The following is a 14,345-nucleotide window of genomic DNA, read 5'->3' as shown; positions in this document are numbered from 1 at the left end:
ATCTCTATTATTCCCCAAAATAATTCAGGTTGCAGCAAGGCGGCAAGGGAATGAATCCCCGGGAGCTTATGCGAAGAAGTGCCTGGGGTGAATTGACGCAGCTAACGCAGCTGCGGCCTGAAGTATGACGGGGAATTACATGGCTTTGGCTAATTTGGCCGGACTCACCTGCCACGCCAGCTTGCCTTCGCAGGCGTCGGCATCAAACTCCACGCAGGCAATGGCGGAGGTGGCGAACATCGGTGGTGCTTCCTGCGGGCAGAGTTCGGAAACCAGATAGCCGACCAGCGGCAGATGCGAAATCACCAGCACCGCGTGCGCACCCTGCACTGCCAGCGCCTGTAAATGGCAGGCGACCATGCCCGGATCGCCGCCTGGCGTCAGTTCTGGCAGCACTTCCTGCCCTTCCGGCAGTTTCAGCGCTTCACGTACCGTGGCGAGCGTTTGCCCGGCGCGCAGATAAGGGCTGACCAGCACCTTATCGATTCCCGGCGTCTGACCATTCAGCCAGCTCGCCATCTGACGTGATTCGTCGCAGCCACACAGGGTGAGAGGACGAACCGCATCACTCGCTGCTTCCAGAGCTGCGTCGCCGTGACGCATGATAAAAACTTGCATAAAGCACCGCTGTTGTTTGTCGATATCGCCGGGTACCACAGCACCAGACGCTTCATTCTGCGAATGAACGCTGTGTTTTACCCCAATGGCTTGAGTATAGTCAACCGGTTGTTTATTAAATAAGCATATCTCAGAATGGTGCCGCGCCAGGCACTGCGCGGCCCCGATTCTAACCCGCTGAATCCGTGCGGCTATTCATGAATGTGCAGAAGTGTAAAAATTCGTTTTCCCTTCTGACATTGCCACTAACGCGTCACAGGGCGTAAAACGCTCGCCGTATTGCTGCATTAATGTACGTAATGTATTGACGATCTCGCCCGCACCACGCTGGTCAATATAGCGGAACGGCCCGCCGAGAAACGGCGGAAACCCGATGCCAAACACTGCCGCGATGTCGCCGTCGCGGGCGCTGCGGATCACAGCTTCGTCGAGACAACGTACCGCCTCGTTAAGCATCAGCATCACGCAGCGCGTGGCGATCTGCTGCTCGCTCTGTTTCGCCTGGGGTTTTAACTGCAGCAGGCGGTACAGACTGGCATCGGCCTGACGTTTGCGCGGCCAGCGCGTGCGCTGATAATCATAAAAGCCTTTCCGGTTTTTGCGCCCTTTGCGATCGTCGGCCAGGATAGCGCTCACCGCCTGCGGCGCGCTGAAGCGTGAACCGTAAGCCTGTTCGAGAATCGGGCTGATTTTGCTGCCGACATCAATACCAACTTCATCCAGCAATTGTAGCGGGCCGACCGGAAAACCAAATTTCACCAGTGCGCTATCAATGTGTTCAATGGGCTCGCCCTCCAGCAGACAACGCATGGCTTCATTTATATAGGGCGCGAGAATGCGGTTAACATAAAAGCCGGGACGGTCAGCCACCACCACGGCGGTTTTGCCCTGACGGCGCGCCAGTTCCACCGTGGTGGCCAGCGTCTGCGCCGACGTGCCGCTGTGCGGAATTACCTCAACCAGCGGCATCTTGTCTACCGGGCTGAAGAAGTGCAGGCCGATAACATTCTCCGGGCGCTGCGCGCCGGCGGCGATCTGCGCAATCGGCAGCGAAGAGGTGTTCGACGCAAAGATAGTGTGCGGCTGACAGTGTTCTTCAATCTCGGCCACCATTTGCTGCTTCAGCGCCAGATCCTCAAACACCGCTTCGATCACCAGATCGCGCTGGCGGAAGCCCTGATAATCGGTGCCGCCGCTGATGCGCGCCATCTGCTGCTGGCGTTCCGCCGGCTTGAGCTGGCGCCGTTTCACCTTTTTGCTCAGCAAATCCCAGCTGTACTGCAGCGCGTGGTTAACGCCGTTCAGGTTGATATCGCGGATTCGCACCGGCAGACCGGCTTTCAGCGCGGTGACGCTGGCAATCCCGCCGCCCATCAACCCGCCGCCCAGCACGCCGATCTGCTGCAGCGGGCGCGGCGGCGCATCCGCCATCGGCTCTTTCTTCAGGGCGGTGGACGCAAAAAACAGGCTGCGCAGTGCGTCCGACTGCGCGGTCATCGCCAGCTCGCCAAACGCACGCGCTTCCGCGGCGTGACCGGCGGCGCTGCCCTGCTCCAGCCCGATGCGCACCACCTGCAAAATGCGGTCGGTGGCCGGATAGTTACCGTGGGTTTTACCATCGGTCTGGCGTTTGGCCAGCGTAAACAGCAGCGGACGCGCCAGCGGCCCCTGCAGCAGGCGATCGCGGCGCGACAGGCTGCGTGTGGCGTGCTTTCCTTTATGGACACGTGCCACGGCGGTTGCCAGCAGAATCGCCTGCGGCACCGCATCATCCACCAGGCCAAGCTTTAGCGCCTGCTTAGCGCGCAGCTGTTTGCCACTGAGGATCAGCGGCAGCGCCTGCTGCACACCAATCAGACGCGGCAACCGCTGGGTACCGCCGGAACCGGGCAACAGGCCGAGCTGCACCTCCGGCAGGCCGAGACGGGTTTTCTCATCCAGCGAGCAGATGCGCGCATCGCAGGCCAGCGCCAGCTCCAGCCCGCCGCCAAGACAGGCTCCATGAATGGCGGCGACCACCGGGAACGGCAGCGCGGCGATCTCCGCCATCACTTCCTGTCCCTGCCGCGCCAGCGCTTCAGCCTGCTGCGCCGTTTCACAACTGGCGATCATGCTGATGTCCGCACCGGCGACGAAGTTGTCGCGTTTGCCCGAAATCAGCACGATGCCCGCCAGCTGCGCATCGCTGCGCGCCTCCGCCAGCACCGCGCGGATTTGCGACACAAACTCCGCTTTCAGGGTGTTCATCTTTTCGCCCGGCACATCAATGGTGATCACCGCAACGTGATCCGGACGCATCTGTAAATGGAATGCAGATTCACTCATTATTCGGCCTCCAGAACCATCGCGCTGCCTAATCCGCCAGCGGCACAGGCGGTCACCAGCCCTAAGCCGCCGCCGCGCCGCCGCAGCTCATGCAGCGTTTGCGTGATCATGCGCGCGCCGGTGGCGGCGAACGGATGACCGTAGGCGATGGAACCGCCCAGCACGTTGAAACGCGTCTCGTCGACTTCGCCCAGCGCGCGATCGCGCTTCAGCACCTCGCGCGCAAAGCGTTCATCGTTAAACAGCCTGAGGTTGGCCAGCGTCTGCGCGGCAAAGGCTTCATGCATGTCGATCAGCGTCAGATCGCCGAGGGTAATGCCGGCGCGATCCAGCGCCAGCGGTGATGCGTAAGCCGGTCCGAGCAACATGTCCTGCCAGACATCAATCGCGGCAAACGCATAGCTGCGCAGGTAACCGAGCGGTGTAATGCCCAGCTCGCGCGCGCGCCCTTCGCGCATCAGAATCAGCGCCGCCGCGCCATCGGTCAGCGGCGTGCTGTTGGCCGCGGTGACCGAGCCGTGGCGACGGTCAAACGCCGGACGCAGCTTTGCATAATCCGCCGCACTGGCGTTAAAGCGAATGTTGTTGTCCTGCTCAATCGGTGCTTTCCACGGCGGCACAAACGCCGGCATCACTTCCTGTGCCAGCACGCCGGATTGCCAGGCCTGCGCTGCACGCTGGTGCGAGCGCAGCGCCAGCGCGTCCTGCTGCTCACGCGTAATACCGTGCGTTTTGGCCATCTGCTCGGCGGTGTCGCCCATGCGTAAACCGGTGGAGTATTCCGCCACTGCCGGCGGCACCGGCAACAGATCGCGTGGGCGCAGGCGGCGTAAGATGTGTAATTTTTTGCTCAGGGTGCGGGCTTTGTTGAGGTCAACCAGCGCGCGCGCCAGCGTTTTGCTGACGCCAATCGGCAGCACCGAGGAGGAGTCGGCGCCACCGGCAATACCTGCATCAATGGTCCCGGCCATCAGGCTTTCCGCCACGTTGGCCACCGCCTGAAAGCTGGTGGCGCAGGCGCGGCTCACGCTGTAGGCATCGGTGTGCACGCTCAGTCCGCTGCTCAGCACGATTTCACGCGCGATGTTGGGGGCTTCCGGCATCTGCACCACCTGGCCGAACACCAGCTGATCGATCACCTCCACCGGCAATTCGCTGCGCGCCATTAATTCGCTGACCACCATGCGCCCCAGCTCCAGCGCCGGAATGCCATGAAAGTCGCTTGCCTGGCGGGCAAACGGGGTGCGTAATCCGTGGGTAATGGCGATACGTTCGCCCTGACGCGTCAGCAGCGGCTGCGCTTTGCTCATTGCACTCACCTGTAATTTACGACCTGAGCATCATTGCCCAACAGGTCTGACCTGATCATCAGTGTTAACCAGGTGTTGCTAAGTCGCCAATAACAGAAGAAAAAAAGTGCGAGGAGTAACACGAAAAAGAGGCAACGCTGCCGAAAAAGCGGGTCGGCAGCGGCGGGATTAGCGTAAGCCGAGCTGGAAAATCAGCGTTTCGGCCTGGCAGGCAAAGGTGAAATCGACGTCCAGGCGCACGCCGTCTGCTTCGTCGGTAAAGCGCGAGTGAATCTCGCACGGATCGGACTCGACCTGGCGCGCTTTGGCGCTCAGCTCGGCCAGCATTGCTTCTGCCGCCTGACGGTCAGCGAACACGCCTGACCAGCTGGCGCTGCAATCGGTATTGTCCATCACGGTGCCCACGTCAACGCAGCAGCAGGCTGCCGTTTCGTTCGCACTACAGTTTCTAATGGCATCAGTCATGTTTTTCTCCTGACGATAAATCAACACTATCGGATCATTTTCTGCTGCAAAGTGTACGCCGGATGCCACGTCGCGGCTATCTTCCGCCCGCTAAGTGACGAATATCACACTAAAATTTGATCCAAAACAAATTTGACTCGCTATGCTGGAGCAGAACCGCAAGGATTTTGTTAAGCAGATCTGATTTTATCGATCAAAGCAGAAATATTTTAAAAACAATATTGCAACAAATACACAGGTCGGACCTATACTCGTCGCACTGGTCTGATATGTGTCTGTATCGTCAGTCCCTACAATCCGCCGTCCTTTGTTACGCGACGTAACTACGTTTAATAATAATTTAGATGAGGTTGTGGTCATGAACCATAAGAACCTGTTTGCAAAGTCAGCTGTGGCAGCTGCAGTGGCGCTCGTCTCTTCTCACGTCTACGCCGCAGGCTTTCAACTTAACGAATTCTCAGCAATCGGCCTGGGCCGCGCCTATTCCGGTGAAGGCGCCATGGGTGATACCGCCGCCTCTGCCAGCCGTAACCCAGCCACTATGGCCCTGATGGACCGCCCTTCTTTCTCCATCGGTGCCGTCTATATCGACCCGGAAGTGGATATCAGCGGTAACAGCCCGACCGGCAACAGCCTCAACGCCAGCAATATTGCGCCAAACCAGTGGATCCCGAACATCCATTATGTGCATCCGATTAACGATCAGTGGTGGATTGGCGCCTCGGCCACCTCGAACTACGGTCTGGCCACCGAATTTAATAACGGCTACACCGCGGGCGGCTTCGGTGGCAAAACCGATCTGATGACCGGCAACTTCAACCTCAGCACCGCTTATCGGTTAAATGATAACTTCAGCTTCGGCGTCGGCTTTGACGCGGTGTACGCCAAAGCGAAAATTGAGCGCTACGCCGGTGAAGCCGGTGCCCGCGCCGGTCTGCCGGCCGATACCCAGGTCGCGCATCTGAAAGGTGACGAATGGGGCTACGGCTGGAACGCCGGTATCCTGTATGAAGTGGATAAAAACAACCGCTTCGGCTTCACCTATCGTTCCAAAGTGAAGATCGACTTCGACGGCGACTATAAGAGCAATATCCCGCGCGCCTTTAACGGCACGCCGCAGGCGATTGCGCTGGGTCTGCCGTATGGCACCAGCGGCGCCACCATTCCGGGTTCGCTGACGCTGAACCTGCCGGAAATGTGGGAAGTGTCCGGCTGGCATAAAGTGGCGCCACAGTGGGCGGTTCACTACAGCCTCGCTTATACCAGCTGGAGCCAGTTCCAGGAGCTGAAAGCCACCGGCAGCAACGGCCAGACGCTGTTCTATAAAGATGAAGGCTACCGTGATGCATATCGCATCGCGTTAGGTACCACTTATAACTACGACGATAACTGGACGTTCCGTACCGGTATCGCGTTTGATGACAGCCCGGTGCCGGCGGATAAACGCTCTATCTCGATTCCGGATCAGGATCGCCTGTGGCTGAGCGCCGGTGCGTCTTACGCCTTCACGCCGGATGCGTCGGTTGATGTCGGGGTTTCCTATATGCACGGTCAGCACGTGACGGTGAAAGAAGGTCCTTATACCTTTAATTCCGAAGGTAAGGCCTGGCTGTACGGCGCTAACTTTAACTACAAGTTCTGATAATCAGTGCAGCGGCCCATGCGGGTCGCCAGCTGAAAACAAAACGGCGACCTGTTGGTCGCCGTTGTCATTTATTGAGAGTCGATATCTTTTAAATCGTCCTGAATCGCGCTGGCGTTCGGGTTCTCCTCCGGCTTCAGCTTGCCGCCGCTGGCGAGGAAATCGTTACGCTGGAAATAGGCGTTGCGGATAAAGGCGTACGGATCCTGCTGCTGTCTGAGCAGGCCGTCGGAATCAAGCAGCTGCGCGCGCGTTTCCACCCCTTCCAGCGTCCATTTACCGATCGACATCGGCCAGGTAAGCCAGCTCAGTACCGGATAAAGCGTATCGACGTAGTCGCCGCCATCCTGACGCACGGTAAAGCTGCCGTAACCTGGCAGCACCACGTACGGACCGTAGCCAACACCATAACGGCCCAGCGTGCTGCCAAAGTGGTGCGGCACTTCACGCGCCAGCTGGGGATTGGCTTTGCCGGCGACGTCGATGAAACCGCCGAGGCCGAGCACGGTATTCAGGAAGAAACGGGTAAAGTGAATGCCCGCCTGACGCGGCTCGCCGACCAGAATCGAGTTCACCATGCTGGCCGGTTCATCAAGGTTACCGAGGAAGTTGCTCAGCCCGGTACGAGCCGGCACCGGCACGTAATCACGCCAGGCAACCGCCACCGGGCGCACCACATAGGGATCCAGCACGTTGTAGTTGAAGTTAAACATCGTGCGGTTGAACCCTTCGAGCGGATCGCTGCGCTGCGCAGGCGTCGTCTCGTCGGCCGGTTTGGAACTGGCACATCCCACCAGCAGTAAACTGGCCAGCGCCAGGCCGGTCAGGCGATTATTCATTCTTCTCTCCCTGTGCAGATAAAAGGTGTATCGCTTCAGGGCTGCTGCTGATTGACCTCAACAGCCATCGGCTGGTGACCATCCCAGGGGGTGACCGCGCTTAAACCAAACCAGTCGCCGGACTGCGGATTAGCACTACCATCGCGCGAAATGCGCACCCTGACCTGCACCTGATGCTGCGCCGAAAGCAGGCGATCCGGCATCATGGCGTTGCTGTCATCCAGCGTAAGCGATAGCGGGAAGTGGCTGAGCGGTAAACGCTTTACAGCCACAGGCACCGGTGAAACACCGTCAGACACAGAAATATACAACACTCCGCCCGGCGGTAACATTTTTTCTGCCTCTGGCGTTAAGCTCACCGTCAATGCCAGCTGGCTATTTTGCTGTCCCGCGTCGGTTTTCGCTTGTTCAATGCTGCGCTCTATCATGGTAATGCGTCGATCGCCGGCCGGCAGCAGCTTCAGCATCACCTGCCACGCGCCAATCGCTTCGCCATACTGCTGCTGTTCAAAGGCATTGAACGCCAGCAGACTGAGGGTGCGCACGTTGCTGTGGTCGCGCTTCAGCAGGTCTTTCAGCAGCATATTGGCCTGGCGGTTATCCTGCGGATCGCTGGAGCGCGTCAGCACTTCGGCATAATCCTGCTGCAGTTCAAGGTTGTCCGGCGCCAGCTGCAAAGCGTGCTCAAAGGCCTGGCTGGCATCGGTGGCGTTGTTCAGCACCATGCCGAGGCGGCCCAGCATCGCCCAGTCATTGAGGTTTTGCGGATCGTTTTGCAGCGAGGTGCGCAGGCCGAGCTGCAGACGCGCCAGCTCTTCCATGGTCAGCGGCTGCGCATTGGGATCCATCACCCGCGCGCGCAGCGCCGGGTACTCCTGCTGCACGCTCTGCCAGCCCGCCAGCTGGGCGAGGCCACCGGTTTTCAGATAAACGCCCACCGACACCAGCACCAGGACGATCACGCCCGGCAGCAGTACCCAGCGGCTTCTGTGATGCGCGCGTGCCGCCGCGTCGCCGGGCACGTCGGTCAACAGCGTTTGCTGCAGTTCGCGCACCATCTCCGTACGTTCACTGACCACGCCCTCGGCTTCGTCATGCTCCAGCTCGCGCAGACGCTGCTGATAAAAATCGGTGTTCAGGCGATCACGATCGCCGCTGCTGGCCTGACGCTGCCGCCAGCCGGCACCGACAAACAGCGCCGTCGCCGCCGCCAGTAAAATAATCAGGGTAATCCAGAATCCAGTCATTACGGCTTCCCGTCACGCTTCAGAATCGCCGCAAGGCGCTGTTGTTCATCGTCATCCAGCTCGCTGCGCGCGTTGCCGCGTCGGCTGCGCAGAATAATAATCAGCCCGCCGAGCACCACAAACAGTGCCGGTCCGACCCACAGAATCAGCGTCGACGGCGTCACCGGCGGTTCATACGTGACGAAGTTGCCATAACGCGCCACCATGTAATCAATGATCTGCTGGCGGCTCTGGCCCTGCTTCATCAGCTCATACACTTTCAGCCGCATGTCGGCGGCAATCATCGCGTTGGAGTCGGCAATACTGTTGTTCTGGCACTTCGGACAGCGCAGCGATGCGGTGAGCTCACGATACTGCTCCTCCTGCTGGACCGAATCGAACTGATAAGTATCGATTGCGGCCCACAGGCTGGTGCTCAGCAGCAGACCCGCGATCAACATAAGCAGTTGCTTCATACGCCGGCCTCCCTGCTGTATTTCTGCCACAGCGGCTTCACCTCTTCATTCCACACCCGATCGTTCATGTCGCCGGCGTGGCGGTAACGGATAATGCCGTGGCCATCAATCAGGAAGGTCTCCGGCGCGCCGTAGACGCCGAGATCCAGACCGAGCATGCCGTCGCCGTCGTACAGGCTCAGCGCATATGGATTGCCGAGCGTGTTAAGCCAGGTGACGGCTTTGCTGCGATCGTCTTTGTAGTTGAGGCCAACCACGCGGATGCCCTGCTCCGCCAGCGTGTTGAGATATTGATGTTCGGCGCGGCAGGTCGGGCACCAGGTGGCCCAGACATTCAGCAGCAGCGGTTTACCATCGGTCAGCACCTGCTGGTTATAGATTTTACCCGGCTGATCCAGCGCTTCGAGTTTAAATACCGGCACCGGTTTACCGATCAGCGCCGATTCGAGGCGCGTAGGATCGTCACCGCTGGCGTTGCGCGTCAGCTGCCACAGCAGCGCCGCCGCCAGCAGCAGAAACAGGACTAAAGGAATAAACAGGATCTTTTTATTCATGCCAGTTCCTCGCGCTGCGCTTTTTTGCGCGAGCGGTAGCGCGGATCGAGCAGGCACAGCAGGCCGCCCACCGCCATAAACACGCCGCCGAACCAGATCCAGCGCACAAAGGGTTTGTAATAAATACGCACCGCCCAGGAACCGTCATCCAGCTCTTCGCCCAGCGCCGCGTAGAGATCGCGCGTAAAGCCACCGCTGATCGCCGCTTCCGTCATCATGGTACGCGCTGCGGTATAGAAGCGTTTCTCTGCATGCAGCACCGCTTCTGGCTTACCGTTGCGTGTGACATCGATAATCGCCACGCCGCCGCTGTAGTTCGGGCCCTGCAGATTGTGCACGTCGCGGAAAATAAAGTGATAGTTGTGGATATCCACGCTGTCACCGGCCTTCATGCGCACGTCACGCTCAACGCTGTATTGGGTGCTAAAGGCAATGCCCACCACCGTCACCGCCACGCCAAGATGGCCCAGCACCATGCCCCAGTGGCTGCGCGACAGATGGCGCAATCCCGCCAGAAAACGATGCCGATGGGTAGCGCGTTCGTGCAGCTCCATCAGCGTCAGCAGGATCACCCAGATGGCCATCAGCAGGCCAATCACCGTCATCGCTTCGATGCGATCCTGCAACAGCCACGGCAGCACGATCGACAGGATCAGCGTCACCAGCAGACCCACGCCGAGCCGCTTCCACAGCTTTTGCGGCTCATCGCGGCGCCAGCGCACCAGCGGCCCGATGCCGAGCATCAGCGCGAACGGCGCCATCAGCCAGGTGAACATGGTATTGAAGAACGGCTCGCCAACCGAAATGCTGCCCAGCCCGAGCTGTTTATGCACCAGCGGCAGCAGCGTACCGAGCAGCACTACCAGCATTGCGGCAATCAGCAGCACGTTGTTGCCGAGCAGGAAGGATTCGCGCGACCAGGCTTCGCTCTGCACGCGGCTGCGCACCTGGCCCCCTTTCAGGGCGTACAGCAGCAGCGAACTGCCGATGACAATCACCAGGAAGGCGAGGATGAACATACCGCGCGCCGGATCGGAGGCGAACGAGTGCACCGACACCAGCACGCCGGAACGCACCAGGAAGGTGCCCAGCAGGCTTAATGAGAACGCGGTAATCGCCAGCAGCACCGTCCACGACTTAAAGCTGCCGCGTTTTTCTGTCACTGCCAATGAGTGCATCAGCGCAGTACCGGCCAGCCACGGCATAAAGGAGGCGTTTTCGACCGGATCCCAGAACCACCAGCCGCCCCACCCGAGTTCGTAATACGCCCACGCGGAACCGAGCACGATACCAATAGTCAGAAATACCCATGCCGCAGTGGTCCACGGACGTGACCAGCGCGCCCAGGCAGTATCCAGCCGGCCCGCCATCAGCGACGCAATGGCAAAGGCAAACGCCACCGAGAAGCCAACATAGCCCATATAGAGCAGCGGCGGATGGAAGATCAGCCCGATATCCTGCAGCATCGGGTTGAGGTCGCGCCCATCAATCGGGAAGTTCGGCAGCGTGCGGGTAAACGGATTCGAGGTGAGGATGATGAACAACAGGAAGCCGAGATTGATCATCCCCATTACCGCCAGCACGCGCGCCAGCGCATCCTGCGGCATGCCGCGGCTGAAAATCGCCACCGCTAATGTCCAGGTGCTGAGCAGCAGCACCCACAGCAGCAGCGATCCTTCATGCGCGCCCCAGGTGGCGGCGATGCGGTAATACACCGGCAGCAGCGAATTGGAGTTGGTGGCAACGTAGCCGACGGTAAAATCGTTGACCACAAACGCGTGCACCAGCACGAGGAACGCGGCGGCGATGCACAGGAACATGCCCCAGGTGAGCGGACGCGCCAGCGCCATCAGCCGGCCATCATGACGCGCCGCGCCCCACAGCGGATAAATACTTAATAGCAGCGCTAAGCCCAGCGCCAGACACAGCAGAAAGCTGCCAATTTCCGGCATCATGATTGCGTACCCGCCTGCTGATAGGCCGCTGCCGGTCCGTTATGATTCTTCTTCATTGCGTCCTGAATTTCCGGCGGCGTGTACTTCTCATCGTGCTTCGCCAGCACCTCTTTGGCGTTGACCAGATTCCCGTCCTCCAGCACGCCCTGCGCCACCACGCCCTGCCCTTCGCGGAACAGATCCGGCAGAATGCCTTCGTAGCTGACGCTGACCACGCCGTTGGCATCATACAGTTTGAACGACACCGCCAGCGTTTTCGGATCGCGTTTGACGCTACCGGGCATCACCATGCCGCCGACGCGCAGGCGCTGACCGGCCTCCGGCTTCTGGTGATCCTCACCTTTGCCGTAGAGAATTTCACTCGGGGTGTAGAACAGGTCGATGTTGGAACGCAGCGCGTACATCACCAGCGACGTGGCAAGGCCTAAGCCCACCAGCACCGCCACCACCACATACAGGCGGTTACGACGACGGATATTCACACGGACTCTCCTGCTGCTTCACTGGCAGCTTGTTTGGCTTTTGCCGCGCGGATGCGGCGCTCGCGGGACTGACGCTGGCGAATCTCTGCCAGCAGGCGGCGACGGAACAACACGGTGTGCAGCACCAGACCGATCAGTGGAATCAGCGTAAAACACACGGCCAGCCAGACGTAAAAGGCATAGCCGCCCATGGCGAAAAACTCGCTCCACGATGAGAAGGCAGGCGTCATGCTTTGCGTCCTCCCTGCGCCACGTCAATTGCCCACGGGCGGTGACGCTCGGTAAACAGAATCAGGTTGCGCAGACGCATCAGGGTGAGCGCACCAAACACCAGCAGATAGCCGAGAATCGACCAGCGCAGCGGCGTGCGCATGCTGGGATCGATCGCCTGTTGCAGAATGCCCGACGAGCCCTGATGCAGCGTGTTCCACCACTGCACGGAGAAGTGAATAATCGGCAGGTTAACCACGCCGACCAGAATCAGGATGCCGGCCGCGCGTCCGGCGGTGCGGCGATCGTCGAAAGAGTGATAGAGCGCAATCACGCCCATATAGAGGAACAGCAGCACCAGTTCAGAAGTCAGACGTGCGTCCCAAATCCACCAGGTGCCCCACATCGGCTTGCCCCACGCCGAGCCGGTTACCAGCGCGATAAAGGTAAACACCGCACCAATCGGCGCCATCGCCGCCGCCGCCAGATCGGCCATTTTCATCTGCCACACCAGGCCGATGAAGGCGGCGATGGCCATCGAGGCATAGACGCCCATCGACCACATTGCCGCCGGCACGTGAATGTACATGATGCGGAAGCTGTTGCCCTGCTGATAATCCGCCGGCGCAAAGCCGAATCCCCAAATCCAGCCGAGCAGCAGCGCGCCGACGCCCAGGATTGCGAACCAGGGAATCAAGCGACCGCATAGCTGGTAAAGCCGCTCAGGCTTTGCCCACTGGTGTAACCATTTCCACATTGACATTGCTCACACTAAACAAGAATTCGGATGGCGGCCTCTCTGCCGGAGGCCCGCCTTAATGCAGACTGATGCGCAGCGCGGCAGCAGTCGCAAACGGCGACAGCGTGGCGCTGACCGCCAGCATGGCGCCGAGAATCGCCAGATAACCGCCGATCGGTAACCCCTGACCGGCCGCATCAATCGCCGCGCTGGCAAAAATCAGTACCGGTATCGACAGCGGCAACACCAGTAAACTCAGTAATACGCCGCCGCGCCGCAGCCCGACGGTCAGGCCGGTGCCAATCGCACCGAGAAAACTCAGGGTTGGCGTGCCGATCAGCAGCGTCAGCGCCATTGCCCGCCAGCCTGCAAAATCCAGCGACAGCAGCAGCGCCGCCAGCGGCGAGAGTAAAATCAGCGGCAGCCCGGTAATCAGCCAGTGCGCAATCACTTTGCCCAGCACGGTGATTGGCAGCGGCGTCGGCAGCAACAGCAGCTGCTCCAGCGATCCATCAAGAAAGTCGTCGCGAAACAGCCGCTCCAGCGCCAGCAGCGATGCCAGCAGCGCGGCTACCCAGGCGACGCCAGGCGCGATGCGCGCCAGCTGCTGCGGCTCAGGGCCAATGCCTAACGGGAACAGCGTAATCACGATCAGAAAAAACCACAGCGGATTAACCACTTCCGCGCCGCTGCGAAAGGCAATCTTTAACTCACGCTGAATAACCCGGCCAAGCATCACGCCCACTCCGATGTAAGACGAATTTTGCGCACGCGCGCATGGCTGTCCGGCAGATCCTGATGGGTCGTCAGAATCACCACGCCACCGTTATCGGCATGATCGGCGAAGCGCGCCATTAATTTTTCCACGCCGTGTTTGTCGATGGCGGTCAGCGGCTCATCCAGAATCCACACCGGAGCCGGGCTGAGCCACAGTCGCGCCAGCGCCACGCGCCGCTGCTGCCCGGCAGAAAGCTGAGCCACCGGCACCTCTTCATAGCCCAGCAGATTGACCTGCTCCAGCGCGTCATACAGCGTGTCTTCGCTGCGATCGCCGTGCCAGAAATGCAGATTCTCCCGCGGCGACAGCACCGATTTCACGCCCGGATGATGGCCGAGATACAGCAGGTTTTGCTGCCATATTTCGCGCTGCCGGCGAATCGACTGCTGCTGCCAGCGTACTTCGCCCTGCTCTGGCCGGCTTAACCCGGCCAGCAGTCGCAACAGTGAAGTTTTGCCTGCGCCGTTAGGCCCTTCGATTTGCACCACATCGCCCGCCTGCACCTGAAAACTCAGTCCGTGGAACAGGGTTCGCTCATCGCGAACGCAGGCGAGATTAATCACTTCGAGCATAGAAGGGAGATTCATAGCAATAAATGAGGCGGGAATAATACCACACTCAAACCAGGGGCCGAAGTCTGTGCGCAAGCTCCCCCTTCCCCCAAATGGGGTATTCATGCGCATCAGATCAAGAAAGCGCTCAAAAAACCAACTTTGCTAATCTCTT

At 59.8% G+C, this 14,345-nt stretch carries 15 protein-coding genes; 1 reads left to right on the top strand and 14 read right to left on the bottom strand.

Annotated features, from left to right (window positions below; genetic code table 11):
* Positions 1 to 135 precede the first annotated feature (135 nt).
* The 4 genes from sixA to C1Y42_RS06345 all read right to left on the bottom strand — a co-directional run bounded on the left by sixA (position 136) and on the right by C1Y42_RS06345 (position 4,718).
* The gene (gene sixA / locus C1Y42_RS06360; protein ID WP_021509155.1) at positions 136 to 618 is read right to left on the bottom strand and encodes a phosphohistidine phosphatase SixA; all 483 of its coding nucleotides are present in this window, start codon (positions 616 to 618) and stop codon (positions 136 to 138) included.
* Positions 619 to 813: 195 nt separating this feature from the next.
* A complete protein-coding gene (fadJ, locus tag C1Y42_RS06355) occupies positions 814 to 2,943 on the bottom strand; it encodes a fatty acid oxidation complex subunit alpha FadJ (protein WP_104093053.1) in 2,130 nt (709 codons plus the stop codon).
* Positions 2,943 to 4,253 carry an acetyl-CoA C-acyltransferase FadI gene (fadI, locus tag C1Y42_RS06350; protein WP_021509153.1) on the bottom strand — a complete coding sequence of 437 codons (1,311 nt, stop codon included), beginning with the start codon at positions 4,251 to 4,253 and terminating at the stop codon, positions 2,943 to 2,945. Before fadI ends, fadJ begins: the two co-directional genes overlap by 1 nt.
* 168 nt (positions 4,254 to 4,421) lie before the next feature.
* Positions 4,422 to 4,718: a YfcZ/YiiS family protein gene (locus C1Y42_RS06345; RefSeq protein ID WP_021509152.1), complete on the bottom strand. Its 297-nt coding sequence runs from the start codon at positions 4,716 to 4,718 to the stop codon at positions 4,422 to 4,424.
* 358 nt (positions 4,719 to 5,076) lie between these two features.
* On the opposite strand from C1Y42_RS06345, the gene fadL reads away from it, so the two are divergent.
* Positions 5,077 to 6,360 carry a long-chain fatty acid transporter FadL gene (gene fadL / locus C1Y42_RS06340; RefSeq protein ID WP_021509151.1) on the top strand — a complete coding sequence of 428 codons (1,284 nt, stop codon included), beginning with the start codon at positions 5,077 to 5,079 and terminating at the stop codon, positions 6,358 to 6,360.
* Positions 6,361 to 6,431: 71 nt separating this feature from the next.
* Here the strand turns inward: fadL and mlaA are convergent, their stop codons facing one another.
* From mlaA to ccmA, 10 genes are read right to left on the bottom strand one after another with little or no spacing between them, the layout of a single operon-like run.
* A complete protein-coding gene (mlaA, locus tag C1Y42_RS06335) occupies positions 6,432 to 7,199 on the bottom strand; it encodes a phospholipid-binding lipoprotein MlaA (RefSeq protein ID WP_021509150.1) in 768 nt (255 codons plus the stop codon).
* A 35-nt stretch (positions 7,200 to 7,234) separates the two neighbouring features.
* A complete protein-coding gene (ccmI, locus tag C1Y42_RS06330; protein WP_104093052.1) occupies positions 7,235 to 8,446 on the bottom strand; it encodes a c-type cytochrome biogenesis protein CcmI in 1,212 nt (403 codons plus the stop codon).
* Entirely contained in the window at positions 8,446 to 8,901 is a 456-nt protein-coding gene (locus C1Y42_RS06325; RefSeq protein ID WP_104093051.1) for a cytochrome c-type biogenesis protein, read from the bottom strand. The genes ccmI and C1Y42_RS06325 overlap by 1 nt, the downstream gene beginning before the upstream one ends.
* Complete coding sequence (locus C1Y42_RS06320; protein WP_058782039.1) at positions 8,898 to 9,455, bottom strand: DsbE family thiol:disulfide interchange protein; 558 nt, start codon at positions 9,453 to 9,455, stop codon at positions 8,898 to 8,900. Before C1Y42_RS06320 ends, C1Y42_RS06325 begins: the two co-directional genes overlap by 4 nt.
* Positions 9,452 to 11,410 carry a heme lyase CcmF/NrfE family subunit gene (locus tag C1Y42_RS06315; RefSeq protein ID WP_104093050.1) on the bottom strand — a complete coding sequence of 653 codons (1,959 nt, stop codon included), beginning with the start codon at positions 11,408 to 11,410 and terminating at the stop codon, positions 9,452 to 9,454. The genes C1Y42_RS06320 and C1Y42_RS06315 overlap by 4 nt, the downstream gene beginning before the upstream one ends.
* Positions 11,407 to 11,892 (bottom strand): cytochrome c maturation protein CcmE, encoded by a 486-nt coding sequence (ccmE, locus tag C1Y42_RS06310; RefSeq protein ID WP_021509145.1) that lies wholly within the window; start codon positions 11,890 to 11,892, stop codon positions 11,407 to 11,409. The genes C1Y42_RS06315 and ccmE overlap by 4 nt, the downstream gene beginning before the upstream one ends.
* Positions 11,889 to 12,122 carry a heme exporter protein CcmD gene (ccmD, locus tag C1Y42_RS06305; RefSeq protein ID WP_031280028.1) on the bottom strand — a complete coding sequence of 78 codons (234 nt, stop codon included), beginning with the start codon at positions 12,120 to 12,122 and terminating at the stop codon, positions 11,889 to 11,891. Before ccmD ends, ccmE begins: the two co-directional genes overlap by 4 nt.
* On the bottom strand, positions 12,119 to 12,859 hold the full coding sequence (locus tag C1Y42_RS06300) for a heme ABC transporter permease (RefSeq protein WP_058769875.1): 741 nt from the start codon (positions 12,857 to 12,859) through the stop codon (positions 12,119 to 12,121). The genes ccmD and C1Y42_RS06300 overlap by 4 nt, the downstream gene beginning before the upstream one ends.
* A gap of 58 nt (positions 12,860 to 12,917) precedes the next feature.
* Positions 12,918 to 13,577: a heme exporter protein CcmB gene (gene ccmB, locus C1Y42_RS06295; protein WP_058758454.1), complete on the bottom strand. Its 660-nt coding sequence runs from the start codon at positions 13,575 to 13,577 to the stop codon at positions 12,918 to 12,920.
* The gene (gene ccmA / locus C1Y42_RS06290) at positions 13,577 to 14,191 is read right to left on the bottom strand and encodes a cytochrome c biogenesis heme-transporting ATPase CcmA (RefSeq protein ID WP_104093049.1); all 615 of its coding nucleotides are present in this window, start codon (positions 14,189 to 14,191) and stop codon (positions 13,577 to 13,579) included. The genes ccmB and ccmA overlap by 1 nt, the downstream gene beginning before the upstream one ends.
* Positions 14,192 to 14,345: the final 154 nt, after the last annotated feature.

Source organism: Pantoea sp. ICBG 985 (genome assembly GCF_002928365.1).
GTDB lineage: Bacteria > Pseudomonadota > Gammaproteobacteria > Enterobacterales > Enterobacteriaceae > Pantoea > Pantoea dispersa.
Note: the sequence above shows the minus strand (reverse complement) of the source record. Positions and strands in the feature narration are given on the sequence as shown.

Bases quoted from the DNA above. Each gene is read 5' to 3' on its own strand.
- sixA (WP_021509155.1), bottom strand. From the start codon at position 618: ATGCAAGTTTTTATCATGCGTCACGGCGACGCAGCTCTGGAAGCAGCG.
- C1Y42_RS06300 (WP_058769875.1), bottom strand. From the start codon at position 12,859: ATGTGGAAATGGTTACACCAGTGGGCAAAGCCTGAGCGGCTTTACCAG.
- ccmI (WP_104093052.1), bottom strand. From the start codon at position 8,446: ATGACTGGATTCTGGATTACCCTGATTATTTTACTGGCGGCGGCGACG.
- C1Y42_RS06315 (WP_104093050.1), bottom strand. From the start codon at position 11,410: ATGATGCCGGAAATTGGCAGCTTTCTGCTGTGTCTGGCGCTGGGCTTA.
- C1Y42_RS06345 (WP_021509152.1), bottom strand. From the start codon at position 4,718: ATGACTGATGCCATTAGAAACTGTAGTGCGAACGAAACGGCAGCCTGC.
- C1Y42_RS06320 (WP_058782039.1), bottom strand. From the start codon at position 9,455: ATGAATAAAAAGATCCTGTTTATTCCTTTAGTCCTGTTTCTGCTGCTG.
- ccmD (WP_031280028.1), bottom strand. From the start codon at position 12,122: ATGACGCCTGCCTTCTCATCGTGGAGCGAGTTTTTCGCCATGGGCGGC.
- ccmB (WP_058758454.1), bottom strand. From the start codon at position 13,577: ATGCTTGGCCGGGTTATTCAGCGTGAGTTAAAGATTGCCTTTCGCAGC.
- fadJ (WP_104093053.1), bottom strand. From the start codon at position 2,943: ATGAGTGAATCTGCATTCCATTTACAGATGCGTCCGGATCACGTTGCG.
- C1Y42_RS06325 (WP_104093051.1), bottom strand. From the start codon at position 8,901: ATGAAGCAACTGCTTATGTTGATCGCGGGTCTGCTGCTGAGCACCAGC.
- fadI (WP_021509153.1), bottom strand. From the start codon at position 4,253: ATGAGCAAAGCGCAGCCGCTGCTGACGCGTCAGGGCGAACGTATCGCC.
- ccmA (WP_104093049.1), bottom strand. From the start codon at position 14,191: ATGCTCGAAGTGATTAATCTCGCCTGCGTTCGCGATGAGCGAACCCTG.
- fadL (WP_021509151.1), top strand. From the start codon at position 5,077: ATGAACCATAAGAACCTGTTTGCAAAGTCAGCTGTGGCAGCTGCAGTG.
- mlaA (WP_021509150.1), bottom strand. From the start codon at position 7,199: ATGAATAATCGCCTGACCGGCCTGGCGCTGGCCAGTTTACTGCTGGTG.